Raw genomic sequence first — 15,361 nt, forward strand, 5'->3', positions numbered from 1 at the left:
GGCTCCAATACGCCGATCATCGAGTGGCCCGATTGCGCCGATCATGCACTGGCTCGATTGCGGCGATCATCCGGTGGCTCGATTACGCCGATCCCGGAATGGCTCGAATATGCCGGTCAGTGACAGCAGCCTCGGTAGAGTCGTGTGCGACGAGAAACCCGGAGGCGATGACGCATAGGAAGACATGATGACATCCACGCTTAACACCTTGATCCGCGCTGAACGCAATCAGCTGGCAATCGTTAAAATATCTCCTGAGCATTTGTAGCTCACCGTCACGGCGAATATGCCAAGGCCCCGCATGGCCACGTATCGTCGGTAGCCAGACCATCAATCTGGTCCGAAGCAATCCGCGAAATCGCCACACTCCGCGCAGTTTGAAGACTTGCAGACAAGCAACGCCTCACGCTCGCACAGTTGCTTGTAGAGGAATTTCTTCCACTTCATACCGTGAACGTTTTTTTGCGCCAGCCGCGGAAACCAATAGCCCAACAGCACCGGCAATTCGCTACGCGAGCGAAGGCGCAGCTCCTGCCACAGGTGTTTGTGCCCCGCACAGGCGCAGGCGAGCGCATGCGAAACGCAATGGATTTCAATCGTCGTGCCTGCGAGCGGATCAGCATGTGCCTTCAACAGGTTTGCGAGGTCTCCGACCTCGTCGTCGCACGATCGCTGGCGCCACGCTGCAGGCGAGGCGGCCAGTTGCAAGAAAAGGGCGCTGTCGACGCCGGGAAACCAATGCGCGAGCAGCCAGTGGGTTTCATCCAGATTCAACCCGCGGATGGGCAGTGTGTGCACGCCGGCTTGGCCGAACGCCGCCGAGAGTACCCCTGCGAGGGCAAGAACCGTGGAATCGTTGCTGTCCACAGCGTGACGCATCAACGTCGTGTAGAAGTCCATCACCGTCCTTTGTGGTTCAGACCATGGCCACCGCGTGCGTGTAGCACTTTTTTGGGCATATCCTCGCGCATGCCGTGCAACCGATACACAACTCCCGGCGCGCAATAGTCATAACCTTCTTTTCGTACTCGTCGTCGTCATCCTCGCCTACCGGGGTAAGGTCGCCCCCCTCGTCTACACCGACGAGCTGCAGGACCCCACGAGAACACGACCGGAAGCATCGTCCGCAGCCGATACACTTCTCATCATCAAGGGCGGAGACAAAGGTAGGCGTCCACATCTCCCCGCTAGGTAGCTTTACGCAAAAAATCTCGCTCATCTCCGGCTCCCAGGCGCTTCGTCGAGAGCCGCTGCCGCGGCCTTGCGCGCGTCCATCAGCGCGGCGTGAGCTTCGTGACAGAGCTGCGCAACCGTCAATATCTCTTCCCACCTAGTCGGAAGATCCTCCGAAAGGTCGTGGAGATCCATCTTGGCCTGAATGGCCCGTGTATTGAGTGTCTTCAGGCGCACCTTCAGTTCATTCGGGTCACTCATGCCCCCTCCGGTGGTAAAAGGACGCGCCTCAGTTGTCGCTGTCCGCAAAGTGGCGGTCTTGTCAACAGTGGCTTTAGCCATGAGATACCTCGTCATCCTCGGCAAAGTCGAATGAGCGCACATTTCTGGTTAGCGCCTTGCGCAACCACGGCGGTGGCGTACCTTTCAGGACATCCCTAAGCTTGATAAGGATGTCCTCAATTGGCTCCAGCTGTGGCACCTTGACTGGATGCACCTTCAGCGCTACGACGCGCGCCGCTCCTGAACCACCGATTGCGGCAACGTATAGGATCGCGCAACCGCGGATCGCGTCCAGCTTCGGTGCAAGCTTATCTTCGTCGCCGTCCTCCTCTAACTTGCCGCCAAAATCGAAGGCTTCCACGAACGCGTACCCCTCCGCCGTCACATCGAAGATAACAATGCTTTTCGCCCAGCCAAAGTGCGCGTCGACATGCAGTTTGTCCTGCGTGGCAAATGCGATTTTCATGTAATGGTTCCCTCATGATTAGCATGCAATGGTCGCGACGACCGGAATTCCTTACTCCGCGTTAGCGACTGGCGCAGCGAGGTCGAGCGACGACTGCGGCAGAGCCCAGTCGGCCGGGCGGTGGTGCGTAACTCGATCGATTAATAGATTCGCGAGTTCGAAGACGAGGTTCATCGTTCCGCGATAGCCGACCTGGCATCGATGGGCATTGCCGACCCGGTCGAATACGGGGAAGCCTATGCGCAACAGAGGCTTGCCGAGACGCGCGGCCATCTGCCGGCCGTGCGAATGCGTAATAAGCAGGTCGCAATCCGCCGCGCCTCGTTCCATGTCCTCAAGGTCACCGAGCACGACCTCGCTCGCCGGCAGTAGCGCATGCGACGCCGATGTAGTCGTGCTGACGCAGACTGGCAACTCGGCGCCGATTTCGTGCAACAGCGAACCGATTGCAAGCAGCAAATCCGGTTCTGCGCCCAAGGCCACCTTAACGCCACCTATGTAAAAATGGCTGTCGAGCATTGCATCCAGCAGTTGGCTGCGCTGCCTCTGGTATTTGATCGGGACCTCCCGGTCTGACAATCGCGCAAGGCGATGCAAGAGCCGGTCGTTCGGTTCGAGCCCTGTGAGCCGCTCAAAAATTTCGAACGGGATGCCTGCGATAGTCTCCAGTGCCTGCGCACCGTCGCGCGTTTGCTCGCCCACGCCGATGGTGAATGTCGACGCACCTGCGGCGCGTATCTGGTCGAGAGAAGTTCCGCCCAGCGTGGTCCCGCGCCAGTCGGGAGCAATGTGGCCATCGAGCGAACCGGAGACGTCTGGCAATATGATCGGAACTAACCCGAATGCCTCAATGATCTCTCGCAACTCGTCGATATCACTGGGTGACAGATGACTGCCGGGCAGCACGTTGACCTGTCGCTGCACGGTTGGCAGCGGCTCGACAAGCGCCTTCACGATTGCAACGATGGCGCGCCTGTAGCCGTCCTCGAATGCGCCAATGTAGTCTGGCGTCGATACGTACACGAGTTCGGTATTGCTCAACTCTGGCTTGCGTTTGCGCACCATCGCGAGATGACCGGCGACATCTTCCCCGTTGGCCTCAGTCAGCCCTGTCGAGCAAAGCACGATGATTTTCGGCGCCGCGCGCTTGCAGATGTTCAGTAGCGCCGTTTCGACGTTTTCAAATCCGCCCAGAATGGTAGTGACCTCATTCATTGCAGTGGTCTGCAACGGGATAGCCTCCTTGAAATGGCGCACCAACAGGACGAGGCCGAACGACGTGCAGCCCTGCGAACCGTGCATCACCGGCATGCACGCATCGAGTCCCATGGCGGCATAACTCGCGCCAAGCGGCTGGCTCATTTTTAGCGGGTTGACCGTACAGGCTTTCCCTAGTTCGACGACGTTTGCCATTGTGTCCGCACTCCGCTATGCTCAGGCCGCGACGCTGGGTCGAAGGCCCTTCGGGCAATCCCGCGCGCTTGCACGCGGCGACTGTTCTGTCATGCGCTCTGAGAACTCCATTCGCTCGCCACAGAGCCCTTCGCCTTTGTCGTCCCACGGAGCTGGAATGCGCACCTGCTGCCAGACCGGGTTGCTGATTGCGCGGTCAATCTCGTGCACCAGCTCGACGATTCCCTCATACCCGGCATATGGATGATGGCGTTCCTGATTGACATCAAGCCAAGGCACTCGCGCCTTTAGCGCGACAAACTGCGAGCGCCCGCCGGACAGCATGATGTCGGCCTGCGACTCGCGGAGCATGCCGTACATTTCGCTTGCCGTCATATTGTCGACTATGCGCGCGTCATCGCCCATGATCTCCTTGATCCTTTCCTTGTCTTTCTCGGTGCTTTTCTTCACACTGGTGCCAACGATCTCGAGCCCCATCTCTTGCAACGCCGCAACAAGCGACCAGGATTTCACACCGCCTGTAATCAGCAGCACGCGCTTTCCATCGAGGCGCGCCCGGTATGGCGCAATGCGCGCCCACGCGCGCTCCTCTTCTGCTTCAATCAAGCGATCGGCGCGTTTGATCAGATCGTCGGGCGCACCCCTTTGCACCAGCAGCTTGGCGACTTGGCGCAACGCATCGCTCACATCGCCGATTCCGTAGAAAGAGCCCTCGAAATAGGGAATGTCATATTGCCGCTGCATCTTTGTGGCAATGTTAATCATCGACTTTGAGCACACCACCATATTTACCTTCGCGCGGTGAGCGCTCGCGATGTCACTGTAGCGAGCATCACCAGAGATGCAAGCCAAGATACGGATACCCAGCGCGTCGAAGAGCGGCTTCGTCTGCCACAACTCCCCCGAGAGGTTGTATTCGCCGATGATATTGATGTCGAACGGCGTTGTGTGAGCGGGCTCACGCGAGCCGATTACATGATCGAAAATCGCCTCCCCGCCGAGTTTATTGCCGAAGTTTTTCGACCCGGCGAAACCGGGCGCGTTGACCGGTATCACAGCTTTGCCGAATTTCTTTGACGCTTGCTTACACACTGCCTCTATGTTGTCACCGATCAGCGCGGTGACGCACGTCTGATAGACAAACACGGCAGGGGGATCATATTTTTGGATAATCTCGCGAATACTTCTGAACAGCCGTCTCTCGCCGCCATAGATTACATCGATCTCACTTAGATCAGTCGTGAACGCGGTCCGATAGAGCATCGACCCGGAGGATGCCGCAGGACGGTTATCCCACGAGTTGCCCTCGCACGCAATCGGCCCGTGCACAAGGTGCGCTACGTCAACCACGGGCTGAAGTGCAATCCGAGCTCCATCGAATGCACAACCCCCAGCAGTCGCTCCTGGCGGAAGTTGCTTGGCGCAGCCTTGTCTGCGCTCCGTCTCACTTTTCGCCCTATTCTTCGCGCAACCGGGTTCGTCGAAAATATCTGCAGTCCTAGCCTTGAACCACATTGGCGAATCCTGACAATATGAGGTCCACAACTAATTGCAAGTTCCATACCACCGCGCGAACCCGCAGGCATCCGCAGCGTGCGGTATCGGGCACTGTAGTAACAGCGTCAACTTAAACCAGTGCTTTGTCGGAGTTGAACGGATTGCGACACAACATACTTATCGACCTTCTTTCAGACCATGCGCGTGCTGTGTTCCACGCGCGTCGCTTTGCATACCGAGCAGACGAAATATCGGAGCCGCCCAGGGCGTGACCTCAAGCTTCGCTTTCTTAGAAGCGGCGTAGTTTGATTCCGTGCTTGCGCAGTGCATAGCCGATCTGCCGCGCCGTAATGCCGAGCAGGCGTGCCGCCTTTGCCTGCACCCAACCGCAGCGCTCCATGGCCCAGAGCAGCCGCTCACGCTCGTCCTCAGGGATGTGCTCACCAGAGTGCATGCCGAGACCGCGGGCATCGCGCTCCGGGGCGCCGAATTTCGCGGGAACGTTCAGCGCGTTACTGACTGTAACGTCCGACGAGCGTGCCGGACGTACTGCGTCTTCTCGCTCCACATGATGCAACACCTTCGTGAGGCACCGGTCGATCTCGCAGAGAAACGAAGAACGACCAATCGTGTCATGATGCGCCATTGTCGCAGTCCGCTCAATGCAGTTTTCGAGCTCGCGCACATTTCCGGGCCAGTAACAACTCGACAGCACGCGCAACGCTTCCTCGTTGAAATGCAGAGCGCGACCGTTCTCACGATTAAAGCGGCTAAGGAAGTATTGCGCCATCTCGGGGATGTCTTCCCGGCGCTCGCGCAGCGGCGGCAACACGATGCTCACCACGTTGATGCGGTAGTAAAGATCCGCTCGGAATTCGCCCTCTCTCACCATTTGTTCCAGACTGCGATTAGTTGCAACGATGAGCCTCACGTCAACTCTCACGGGCGTTGTCCCTCCTACCCGCTCGAACTCCCGCTCCTGCAGAACGCGCAGGAGTTTCGCTTGGAACGACGGCGATATATCACCTATCTCGTCGAGGAAAAGTGTTCCGCCGTGCGCCAATTCGAAGCGCCCCTTCCGCTGAGTTTGCGCGCCCGTGAACGCCCCCTTCTCGTGGCCAAACAGCTCGCTTTCCAGCAGTGTTTCCGTGAGTGCCGCACAATTCACCGAGACGAATGGCTGGTCCTTGCGCGGGGACAAACGATAGATTGCACGCGCGATCAACTCCTTGCCGGTGCCGCTCTCGCCGCGCAAGAGCACCGTCGTTCTCGCAGGTGCGACCTGATGGACCTGCGAGAATACGTGCTGCATCGACGCAGATCGGCCGATTGCCCATTCGACTTGAATAGGAGGGGCCGCGTTCCGTCGGCGACTAATCTCCTCCTGCACGCTTTTGCGGTTCGGATTCGCCTCACGCTCAAGCAGAAGTGCCCTGCCCATTGGCGCAGCAACAACTTCCAAAAGTTGGAGATCGTCTGCGAAAGCACGCTTCCCGCCCGGATTCTCACAAAGTGCTACGAGCACCCCGAGCGGCCGTCCTTCGTGCCGGATCGGTGTCCCAAGTAGAGCGACACGCTCGGCATTGGAAACACGAACAGCCCCCGTGCGGTCGTCGAACATTGGGTCACCATCCAACTCAGACACAACCACGGCGGACTCGCTTTCCTGTATCTGCCCTACGATCCCTTCACCGGAGGGAAAACGCATACCTTCTCGCCAGTCGTCTGACAGTCCCGTGCTACACAGGCCGCCTAGCTTTCCATCCGGCTGCTCGACGGCGATGAACGCGGACCGCCAGCCTCTCGCACGCGACAGAAACCACAGCGACCTCTTCAACGCGTGCTCCGCATTACGGGATGAGGCCAGCGTTTTTAGCACTTCGGCCACTACATCGAAATCGGGAGGGCTCTCGTTGATAAGAGAATGCGACATAGATTCGGGCTCCAGCGACAACTCGCCAACGCAGTGACGGAGACGGCTCGGCACAACGGCAGAGCCATAGTCGCGTTGGTGGCAGCCGAATTCGGGATGCCGCTGTGCTCAGGCATCGCCAAACTCGACAAAAATGACAAAATCGCAGCAATGGCGTCGGGAAGCTGCAAACAGAGGCAACGATGCCCCTCCGTTCGCGGCTAGCATACTAACCAAAAAAGACGTAGGTTTCACGACAAATTCGGGTCAACGGCAACCCGCACAGTCAGTCGAGGTTCCTAGTCTCGGTCGAACGCTGCCAGCGTTGAAGGAAGGCAGAAGCGGTTTCGTTATATGAAATTTAAATCGTAAGTGCCATAGGCCTCAAATGGCAGCTCAGGTTGCATTGCACGACACAGACGCAACTCCGCGCGAGTCCTTCCAAAATGCTGTGAGAGCTGTTCAGCAGCTTGTTCGAGTGCATCCGCCCAGTTGTTCGTCGTTTCTTTTTTAGCGCGCGATCCAATGCAACGTTACACGCCTGCAAACGGTCGACACCTGTGTCATTCCGCATCGAGGCCCGATGTTTCTCGACGACATAAGTCAAACGTCACTCAGTGGGCTCCTGAATTCCCAAAGCAACGCTGCCTGCCCGCGTCAGCGTCGGGGCTGTCCATCGAAAATACCCGCCAGCAACCGTTTTGACGCGCCGAAATATCATCTCTTCGACGCAGCCACGGCGCGACGTCACCTAAACCTGACCACGCGCTGGCATCGCCGGCTGCTCTGCCGTGAATATTCCGTGCTCTGCCGAGCTCAGCTGCAGCGAGCGAAAGAGGAACCGTTGAAGTGCGGTAGCTGCGGATGTTCGGTCGTTCCAGTTCTCTTGAGTGAACAGACCGAATTCCGCCACTGGCGGCATCGGCAACCCGACAGCTTGCGGATCGATCGCGTGCATGGTGTCGCGGCGCACGTGCCAGTCGAGCAGCACTGCAATACCGAGTCCTGCCTCAACGGCCGACTGCACCGCCGACAGGCTTGTGCTCGTACACGCAACACGCCACGCGATGCCGGCGTCGAGTAACGTCGCGAAAAAAATCTCCTGCCACCGGCATGCGCCCCCGAATGCAACAATCGGAAGCGGGCCCTCGCCAAGGTCCGTGTTCCGGGTACGTGCGGCTGCCCAGCGAAGCGGATGCCGCCATGTAACTATCGGCTCCGAGTGAATCAGCGCAGGGTCGCCGATCGCGAAATCTAGTGTGTTGCTTGCGAGCCGCTGCGATAACGCCGGGCTCGCATCGACAACAATCTCCAGCGCTACGTCCGGATAGAGAGCCGAGAACTGCCGCAATGCATGGCGAAGGTGGCTCATTGCGATGTCTTCCGGAATGCCGACCCTCACCGTGCCAGAAACGTCGCCCTCAGTCAGGGCGGCGCGAGCCGCGAGGCCAATGTCGAGGAGCTTGTGCGCATATGGCAGTAGCACGTTGCCCGCGTTGGTCGGCTTTACGCCGCGCGGTGAACGTTCGAGCAAGCGTTGGCCAACCTCATCTTCGAGCCGCCGAAGGGCCATGCTGACAGCAGCCTGTGTCCGATGGAGAGCCATCGCAGCATTGCTCACGCTACCGGCTTCTACAACCGTCACGAATGTACGCAGCAGCGTGCTGTCGAGATCGCGAATCATCAATTTCCCTCATGCAGACATAAAGATTATCAGCTTATACCACGCATACCCCTGCGGTTAATATCCTACCGTCACGAGTCAGGGAACATGGATGCGAAGAAAGTTGCACGAAAAACACGCCGAATACGCACTGCGGGGAATACCCGAGTCGCTGGCGCACCCGGCCCTTCGAGCTTCGCCGTGTACCTGATCGAACAGCCGCCACCGAACTGGCCAATGCTCCGTCCAGTGAAGGAGCGATACTGCAGAAAAGCACAGCTTGACGTTGTGGCCTCCAGTCATCTCGTGCCCACGTCATGGCGCTCCTCGATGAGGAGTTCTAGGCACGCCGGCCTATCTGAGCCCGGATACGTCCACTTAACTGCAATTAGCAAACAATAGGTTGAAGCGTTGCGTTCAGCAGGTTGCACGAACCCTCTCTCGCTATGCCAGCCGAAAAAAATGCCCAAGAATGTTTGACAGTGCTGCCCTCTCATCGCACGACCACCCAGTCGCGGTTCGAGTCTAGAAGCTCGCGGGACTCCCGCGAGCCTGATGTACGCATCGAAGTTTCCCGCAGGAACGCGTCAAGGTGCCCGGCTGATCTCCTCGACGCGTTTATAGCAGCCCGGTTCGCTCGTTTCTTTGCCTTTATCAATTTCTAACCGGAGGTCACATGAGTACAGCCAACGATCGCATTTATTTTGAGCAAGTTGCTCAACAAGCTGTGGAGCAGATGTTCGCAACTTCGCCCGAAACCGCAGCGTTCCACCGTGGCGATTGGATCGACAGTGAGTACTATCGCCGCCACCTCGTAGAAACTGTATTGCGAATCCGACTCAATAACGAGGTCGACGCGTTCGCACTCTACAAAATCGGCTCCAAGGACAACACGCTCGCACAGATCCTCGCGCAATACTTGGCAGAAGGATACGGGCATGAGGGGAAATTCCTCCACGACCTTAAGAAATTCGGCGTATCTGCCAATGACGTCGACCGGATTGCCCCCCTCCACAGCACCGACAAACTGATCGGCTACCTCTATCTGAGCATTGGTCGCAACGGTCCGCTACCGACGATGGTCTGGAACTGGCTGCTCGAATGGTATACCAATCGCTACAGCAAGAGCATTACAGAAGCCGCCGCGCGGGCGTTCGGCCACGATCACGTTAAAGGTTCGCTCGACCACATTCAGTACGCAGAATCGCACAAGCACTATGACATCATTTGGATTGCCCTTCAGCGGGCAATAGGCGGCTGGGGCAGCATTGAGAGCGCGGAAATGTATCTCCGCAACTTCGTCGGCCTGATCCACGAATATTTCGATGAGTTGCGTGTGACGACCGTGCCCCGGACGGAAAGCATAACGTCGCGGGAAGCAGCCACATGACCGCCGTCATCTTGGTTGCGCCTGCGTCATCCGGTACCGCAGTTTTCGCCGCCACAGCTCGTCAAGGTATCGCCGCCCTTGCATTTGCGCGTGCCGCGACCCTTCGACTGCGAGCGTCTGTTGCGTCCTTCGCGGTGGTGGGCGCTGCGCTCGGCGTCTTCCCATGCACAGGCGAGTCACCGTGGACAGTTCAGCGCTCGCGGAGATTGCCGGGCAGCAGCGAAATGGGCACATATACCCACTGGTTAAACTGAACAAGTCGATCTTGTTGTCGAAACTGATGATACGCGGCCATATTTGCAATCCAAATCCACGCAGCTCCGGCAATGCGAACGTGGCGATGCGACGTGCCTGACCATCGTACGGTTCGTCAAATCCATATCAGCGGACTTCGCCGGCGGCGCCGAAGTGGCGAGTGTGCGCCACAATCCGGCCTCAAAGGAGACGAAGCTCCCACGCCCACCCGCCCTCCACTATCGCGAGACTGACTGCTCTCTTAAACCCCTACCAGACATGTCCGGCTCACCGCCGCAGATCGCCCCGACGCCGGGGCCGGACATCGCCAAAACGGCTCTGTGCGCTCAAATTTGATCAAGCCGAAAAAAAATATCTGAACAAGTTGCTTCCACATGAAAGCCAATCATCCTGCTAAGGGTAACCGCATAGTCGTGCTTAACCGGTGGTCCGACGGCTTCGCCGCCTATCAGCGCTACATTGATCATGCGGCGAACAAGATCGCATACGTCTGCACGCCCAACAGTGTCGCCGCGCTTGACACCTCTCGCATTGCACACGTCGAACAGCTATCTGACATCCTCGATGAAGAAGCGCTGCATGCGGCCGTGCGCGCCTGTAGTTCAGCGCTCGGCGGTATCGACAGGCTAGTCGCCTTATCCGAATTCGACCTTTTAGCGGCCGCGCGACTGCGCAATTCGTTCAATATCTCCGGCGACCTTCCCGAGACAGTCGTGCGCTTTCGAAATAGGGCCGTTACGAAGAATACTATCGCCGCAGCTGGCCTGCGTGTACCGCGGTTTGCAGCCCTGGAAGATCTGATCGTTGCCAAGGCGGCGACTACCACTGTGATGCGTTTTCCGATAATCGTGAAACCGCGATCAGGTACGGCGAACATAGGGTCACGGCGCATCGAGACCCGTCCTGAGCTCGATGCACTGTGGCCGACACTACCGCTTGCCGAGTACGATTGCGAGGAGTACATCGACGGTCCGGTTTATCACGTTGACGGCTTCCTTCTGAATGGCACATTGGTTATCGCGCGCGCGTCTCGCTACATCAACACTTATGTCCAGTTCGCTCAAGGTAAACCACTCGGCTCGGTGATGCTCGACCCAGGTCCTCTAAATGAGGCGCTGACCGCATTCTCCGTAAAATGTCTGCGCGCCCTGGATTTCAGAAATGGGCCATTCCATCTTGAGATAGTCCGGGGCTGCGATGGATTGTATTTCCTTAAGGTTGGTGCCCGCGTCGGCGAAGGAGAAATCCCATTCCTCTTTCACGATCTGTACGGTGTTGACCTGTTCGCCCTCTGGGCCGCGCAGCAGTCAGGTGACAGGGCGCGGTTAGCCACTCAGGTGCAAGCAGCGCTAGACGCGTCGGCATCGTCCGCCCGCGGTGGATTCCTCATGTTGCCGGAGCCAGTGGGCAAAGTATTCGTCGATGCAAAATTGCTACGAGAGATCCCCGCGCTTTACGATGCGGTTTTCCCCAAGCCACATCATTTCTTCGACGGCACCGGCGGCTACGCCACCCTCCTCGCGCGCTTCCGCTACCGCGCTGCATCGGGGCACGAAATCGCCACAGCAATTCACACGACATTAGACAATTTCCAATACACGCTCGCCGAGATTGCCGCGCCCCCCTTCACTGCGGAGCCAGCGGCTCCAATGGTTCATCCCGGAAGGCATTCCCCGCCGCTTCTGCCTTGCTAGACGTAGTTTCGCGCCTCCTCCAGCAGGAGCTCACGCATCCAGATGCTCGCAGGATCACCGTTATGCAGGGAAGGCCATTGGATCGCTTCAGTGAAACAGGAAAGTGGCAATGGGACGTCGACGATCCGCAGCGGGGCGACTTCTGCGAAATACTTTGCCAACCTCAGAGGAATCGTAGCGATACGGTTAGTATGAAGCAGGACTCGCGGGATCAAGTCGAAGGTAGGCACGATAACCTCTTCGCGCCTCTTGAGACCTAGATCGAGTAAGAAGAACTCCTCGATCGAAGGTCTCCGTGCACGCCCAAACCTCACTGTTACGTGTCCCATCGACATATACTTCTCGAGTGGCAGGCGGCGGGACAACTGTTTGTTCGTCGGACAGCCTACACACACGAGCTTCTCCTCAAAGAGCGGTGCTTTAGGATGAGCATCAGCCAACAACAGCTCCGGCAGGATCAAAAAATCGGCGTCCCCACGCCGAAGCAGCTCACCCGGGTCGTCATCAGGGAAAAGCAATTCGAAACCAACCGAAGGAGCCTCGCGCGATACACGCTCAATGACATTCTGAAAATAGACCAGCGTCATAAAGTCGGACAGGCACACCCTGAAGCGGCGATTCGACTTGTCCGGTCGAAACACGTCCCGCGAGATGATCGAAAGCTGGATGTGCGATAAGGCTTCCCGAACAGGTCCAGCGAGCTCCGTCGCTCGCGCAGTGGGGACGAACTCACGACCTCTCAATACAAACAGGTCGTCGCCGAAATAATCGCGTAGTCGAGCGACGGCGGCGCTCATGGCAGGCTGGCTCAGATTGACGCTTTGCGCCGCAGCCGTCAAGTTGCGCTGCGTCATCAGCGCATCCAGCGCGACGAGAAGATTCAGATCAAGGCCTTTGAATCGCATGTTCCGGTATCCGCCTTATGGATGAGACATATCGAAACAATCGATTGTACAAATTATTTGCGATAACGCAAAGTTGCGACTATTCAAATTGAATAGGGAACGTCGCAGCCCGTCTGTCGTAGTACTGATTGATCCGCAAAATCCCGCATAGTGATCCGCAGTTGGCGATCGAACCTATCGGCAGATCGAACGATACAAGGCATGCGTCCGACGCGATGGAAAGGCTGTGAACCACCCAGACTATTTGACAGAAGTGCGCAGCGACAGTGATTGTGCCGATCTTCGCCCTAAGGTTTACCTTACATTTGATGACGGACCTCATCCAGTATGGACGCCGAAAATACTTGACATATTGGCATATGAGCAAGCGGCGGCAACTTTCTGTGTCATCGGCGCATACGCAGCGGAGTATCCAGAACTGATCAAACGGATCGCCGCAGAAGGTCATGAACTCGCTAACCACACCATGACACATCCAGACCTTTCGAAATGTGAGCCGGACATCGTTCGCCGTGAAATATGGGAGGCGGATGTGCTTATCAAGGAGACGTGTCCTGCGGCAAAAGTGACGTATTTCCGGGCGCCATACGGAATCTGGACGAAAGACGCAATCGGGGAAACGGGGAAGGCTGGATTGATCGCGCTTCACTGGTCAGTAGACCCGCGGGATTGGTCTCAACCGGGTGTCAATGTGATTGTTGATGCGGTGATGGCATCAGTCCGGCCAGGCTCGATTGTGCTGTTGCATGATGGAAGCCCCCCCGGAGAGTCGAACTCCGATGTTCACACGACATCCCGCAGACAAACGACCGAGGCTCTCTCGCGTCTAATTCCTGCATTGAAGGCGCGCAGGTTCGTGATTAGTCGACTTCCTGATCGTCGATCCAAAACACTGGCCGAATGAGCACACATCTGTAACCACTAGCCTGCTTGGACTATTGGCTAGCCACTCATTGCAAACGGTTCCCTATAGTCACATCGAGAGATCTTGCACGATTCTGGCGGACAATCAAATGAAGATGTCAGGAAAAACTGACCCGTGAAAAAGGATCCACTGATATAACTTTCCGTGTCCGCCGATGGAGGTGTTGTTGCCCACCTCGATACCATGGAACGCATTGAAGGAGGTTATTAGTCGGTTGAAAGCGACAGATTAATACGATTGCATCAACAAAAAGGCGGTACACGACAGCACCCAGTCAACTCTTCCTGTCTACGGTATCGCAGTTTCACGCAGGGTCTGTCGTCGATGTGATCAAGCCAAGCAGGCGTATTGACGGATCCTAGCAGGCCTGTAATCACATCGTTTTTTGACACCACTTAGCAAACTGACCTCGATGAACATTCCTGCCGCCATCAATACGACCTCCGTTTTATTGTACGCACTTCTTTCTGCCGTTTATAAGACAGCGCAGATTCTACATACCCTACCCGCTCCAGCTGAGCAATGCAACCAATCTGCCACGAATTTTCTTCCCGACGTCGACGTCATCGTTCCGTGCTTCAACGAAAACCCCGATACTCTGCGCGCGTGTCTCGCCTCTATCGCAACGCAGGAATACTCAGGGGCTTTGAAAATCCACGTGGTCGATGACGGATCCGCCAACCGCGATGCGTTGGAACCCGTTTATCGCGACTACGAGCACGATCCAAGATTCAATTTTGTTCTTCTTCCCCAAAATGTGGGAAAACGCAAGGCCCAGATCGCCGCAATACGGGCTTCATCCGCAGAACTCATACTCAACGTCGATTCCGACACGACCTTGGCGCCGGACGTTATAAGCCAACTCATACTGACAATGAGCGATGCAGAGGTCGGCGCCGCCATGGGTCAATTGACCGCCAGCAATCGCAACGATACGTGGTTGACCCGTCTGATTGATATGGAATACTGGCTCGCGTGTAACGAGGAGCGCACAGCTCAGGCCCGGTTCGGCGCCGTGATGTGCTGCTGCGGGCCGTGCGCGATATATCGCCGCTCCGCGCTTCTCTTGCTGCTCGACCAGTACGAGACACAGATGTTCCGGGGAAAGCGAAGCGATTTTGGGGAAGATCGTCATCTAACAATTCTCATGCTGGCCGCGGGCTACCGAACAGAGTACGTTCCAAATGCGATCGCTTCGACCGTCGTTCCAGACAGACTCGGGCCGTATCTTCGCCAACAATTGCGCTGGGCGCGAAGCACATATCGCGACACGCTGTTGGCGCTACGCCTTTTACCCCGCCTAGATCGGTATCTTACGCTGGACGTCATTGCGCAGAATGCAGGCTCCCTATTGCTCGCGATCGCAATGCTCTCCGGATTTTTACAGATCGCATTGACAGAGACGGCCCCATGGAAGGCGTGCTTCGTGATTGCGTCAATGAGTATGCTCCGCTGCTCCGTGGCAGCTATGCGCTCTCGTGAGCTTCGATTTCTTGGGTTCTCCGCGCACACGCTGGTCAACCTACTGTTCCTACTACCTGTTAAGGCGTACGCCTTGTGTACACTCAGCAACAGCAACTGGCTGTCCCGCGGCGTAGCCGCCGGCGGTTGTAGCGCACACGTCGACCCGCCGGGGCACGACACTGAAACGGACACCACTATATCCACAAATGGCGGGGCTCAGCGTGACAAGCACCGTCGACACTGGGATGAGCAGGCATTAACGGAATCTGATGACGTTTTCCGAAACAGATGATCGTGTTCGTCACGAGATCTTCCTGAAGAG

The 15,361-nt window shown here is 57.2% G+C and carries 13 protein-coding genes; 4 read left to right on the top strand and 9 right to left on the bottom strand.

The window, feature by feature from the left end:
* Positions 1-330: 330 nt before the first annotated feature.
* From AB3X86_RS34410 to AB3X86_RS34445, 8 genes are all read right to left on the bottom strand, one after another.
* The gene (locus tag AB3X86_RS34410; RefSeq protein ID WP_018435008.1) at positions 331-900 is read right to left on the bottom strand and encodes a nitrogen fixation protein NifQ; all 570 of its coding nucleotides are present in this window, start codon (positions 898-900) and stop codon (positions 331-333) included.
* A 16-nt stretch (positions 901-916) separates the two neighbouring features.
* On the bottom strand, positions 917-1,219 hold the full coding sequence (gene fdxB / locus AB3X86_RS34415) for a ferredoxin III, nif-specific (protein ID WP_368593712.1): 303 nt from the start codon (positions 1,217-1,219) through the stop codon (positions 917-919).
* Positions 1,216-1,434 (bottom strand): CCE_0567 family metalloprotein, encoded by a 219-nt coding sequence (locus AB3X86_RS34420; protein WP_026228605.1) that lies wholly within the window; start codon positions 1,432-1,434, stop codon positions 1,216-1,218. Before AB3X86_RS34420 ends, fdxB begins: the two co-directional genes overlap by 4 nt.
* Before the next feature lie 73 nt (positions 1,435-1,507).
* Positions 1,508-1,921 (bottom strand): nitrogen fixation protein NifX, encoded by a 414-nt coding sequence (gene nifX, locus AB3X86_RS34425; RefSeq protein ID WP_368593713.1) that lies wholly within the window; start codon positions 1,919-1,921, stop codon positions 1,508-1,510.
* Between the two features lie 51 nt (positions 1,922-1,972).
* Positions 1,973-3,334, bottom strand: a complete 1,362-nt coding sequence (gene nifN, locus AB3X86_RS34430; RefSeq protein ID WP_368599413.1) for a nitrogenase iron-molybdenum cofactor biosynthesis protein NifN — start codon at positions 3,332-3,334, stop codon at positions 1,973-1,975.
* A gap of 21 nt (positions 3,335-3,355) precedes the next feature.
* Positions 3,356-4,849, bottom strand: a complete 1,494-nt coding sequence (nifE, locus tag AB3X86_RS34435; RefSeq protein ID WP_368599414.1) for a nitrogenase iron-molybdenum cofactor biosynthesis protein NifE — start codon at positions 4,847-4,849, stop codon at positions 3,356-3,358.
* A gap of 271 nt (positions 4,850-5,120) precedes the next feature.
* Entirely contained in the window at positions 5,121-6,764 is a 1,644-nt protein-coding gene (gene nifA / locus AB3X86_RS34440) for a nif-specific transcriptional activator NifA (protein ID WP_368599415.1), read from the bottom strand.
* A 730-nt stretch (positions 6,765-7,494) separates the two neighbouring features.
* On the bottom strand, positions 7,495-8,427 hold the full coding sequence (locus tag AB3X86_RS34445; RefSeq protein WP_368599416.1) for a LysR family transcriptional regulator: 933 nt from the start codon (positions 8,425-8,427) through the stop codon (positions 7,495-7,497).
* Between the two features lie 655 nt (positions 8,428-9,082).
* Here AB3X86_RS34445 and AB3X86_RS34450 point away from each other — a divergent pair.
* Positions 9,083-9,796 (top strand): hypothetical protein, encoded by a 714-nt coding sequence (locus tag AB3X86_RS34450; protein ID WP_368599417.1) that lies wholly within the window; start codon positions 9,083-9,085, stop codon positions 9,794-9,796.
* A gap of 629 nt (positions 9,797-10,425) precedes the next feature.
* Positions 10,426-11,745, top strand: coding sequence for an acetyl-CoA carboxylase biotin carboxylase subunit family protein (locus tag AB3X86_RS34455; protein WP_368599418.1), 1,320 nt, complete (start codon positions 10,426-10,428; stop codon positions 11,743-11,745).
* Here the strand turns inward: AB3X86_RS34455 and AB3X86_RS34460 are convergent.
* Positions 11,742-12,650: a LysR family transcriptional regulator gene (locus tag AB3X86_RS34460; RefSeq protein ID WP_368599419.1), complete on the bottom strand. Its 909-nt coding sequence runs from the start codon at positions 12,648-12,650 to the stop codon at positions 11,742-11,744. The genes AB3X86_RS34455 and AB3X86_RS34460 overlap by 4 nt on opposite strands.
* Positions 12,651-12,876: 226 nt before the next feature.
* Between AB3X86_RS34460 and nodB the strand changes: the two genes are divergently transcribed.
* Both nodB and nodC read left to right on the top strand, forming a co-directional pair.
* Complete coding sequence (nodB, locus tag AB3X86_RS34465; protein ID WP_368599420.1) at positions 12,877-13,554, top strand: chitooligosaccharide deacetylase NodB; 678 nt, start codon at positions 12,877-12,879, stop codon at positions 13,552-13,554.
* Positions 13,555-13,987: 433 nt separating this feature from the next.
* Positions 13,988-15,331 (top strand): chitooligosaccharide synthase NodC, encoded by a 1,344-nt coding sequence (gene nodC / locus AB3X86_RS34470; protein ID WP_368599421.1) that lies wholly within the window; start codon positions 13,988-13,990, stop codon positions 15,329-15,331.
* Positions 15,332-15,361: the final 30 nt, after the last annotated feature.

It is taken from the genome of Paraburkholderia sp. BR14374, from assembly GCF_040948685.1.
In the GTDB taxonomy this organism is placed as follows: domain Bacteria; phylum Pseudomonadota; class Gammaproteobacteria; order Burkholderiales; family Burkholderiaceae; genus Paraburkholderia; species Paraburkholderia youngii.

Bases quoted from the DNA above. Each gene is read 5' to 3' on its own strand.
- AB3X86_RS34410 (WP_018435008.1), bottom strand. From the start codon at position 900: ATGGACTTCTACACGACGTTGATGCGTCACGCTGTGGACAGCAACGAT.
- fdxB (WP_368593712.1), bottom strand. From the start codon at position 1,219: ATGAGCGAGATTTTTTGCGTAAAGCTACCTAGCGGGGAGATGTGGACG.
- AB3X86_RS34420 (WP_026228605.1), bottom strand. From the start codon at position 1,434: ATGAGTGACCCGAATGAACTGAAGGTGCGCCTGAAGACACTCAATACA.
- nifX (WP_368593713.1), bottom strand. From the start codon at position 1,921: ATGAAAATCGCATTTGCCACGCAGGACAAACTGCATGTCGACGCGCAC.
- nifN (WP_368599413.1), bottom strand. From the start codon at position 3,334: ATGGCAAACGTCGTCGAACTAGGGAAAGCCTGTACGGTCAACCCGCTA.
- nifE (WP_368599414.1), bottom strand. From the start codon at position 4,849: ATGTGGTTCAAGGCTAGGACTGCAGATATTTTCGACGAACCCGGTTGC.
- nifA (WP_368599415.1), bottom strand. From the start codon at position 6,764: ATGTCGCATTCTCTTATCAACGAGAGCCCTCCCGATTTCGATGTAGTG.
- AB3X86_RS34445 (WP_368599416.1), bottom strand. From the start codon at position 8,427: ATGATTCGCGATCTCGACAGCACGCTGCTGCGTACATTCGTGACGGTT.
- AB3X86_RS34450 (WP_368599417.1), top strand. From the start codon at position 9,083: ATGAGTACAGCCAACGATCGCATTTATTTTGAGCAAGTTGCTCAACAA.
- AB3X86_RS34455 (WP_368599418.1), top strand. From the start codon at position 10,426: ATGAAAGCCAATCATCCTGCTAAGGGTAACCGCATAGTCGTGCTTAAC.
- AB3X86_RS34460 (WP_368599419.1), bottom strand. From the start codon at position 12,650: ATGCGATTCAAAGGCCTTGATCTGAATCTTCTCGTCGCGCTGGATGCG.
- nodC (WP_368599421.1), top strand. From the start codon at position 13,988: ATGAACATTCCTGCCGCCATCAATACGACCTCCGTTTTATTGTACGCA.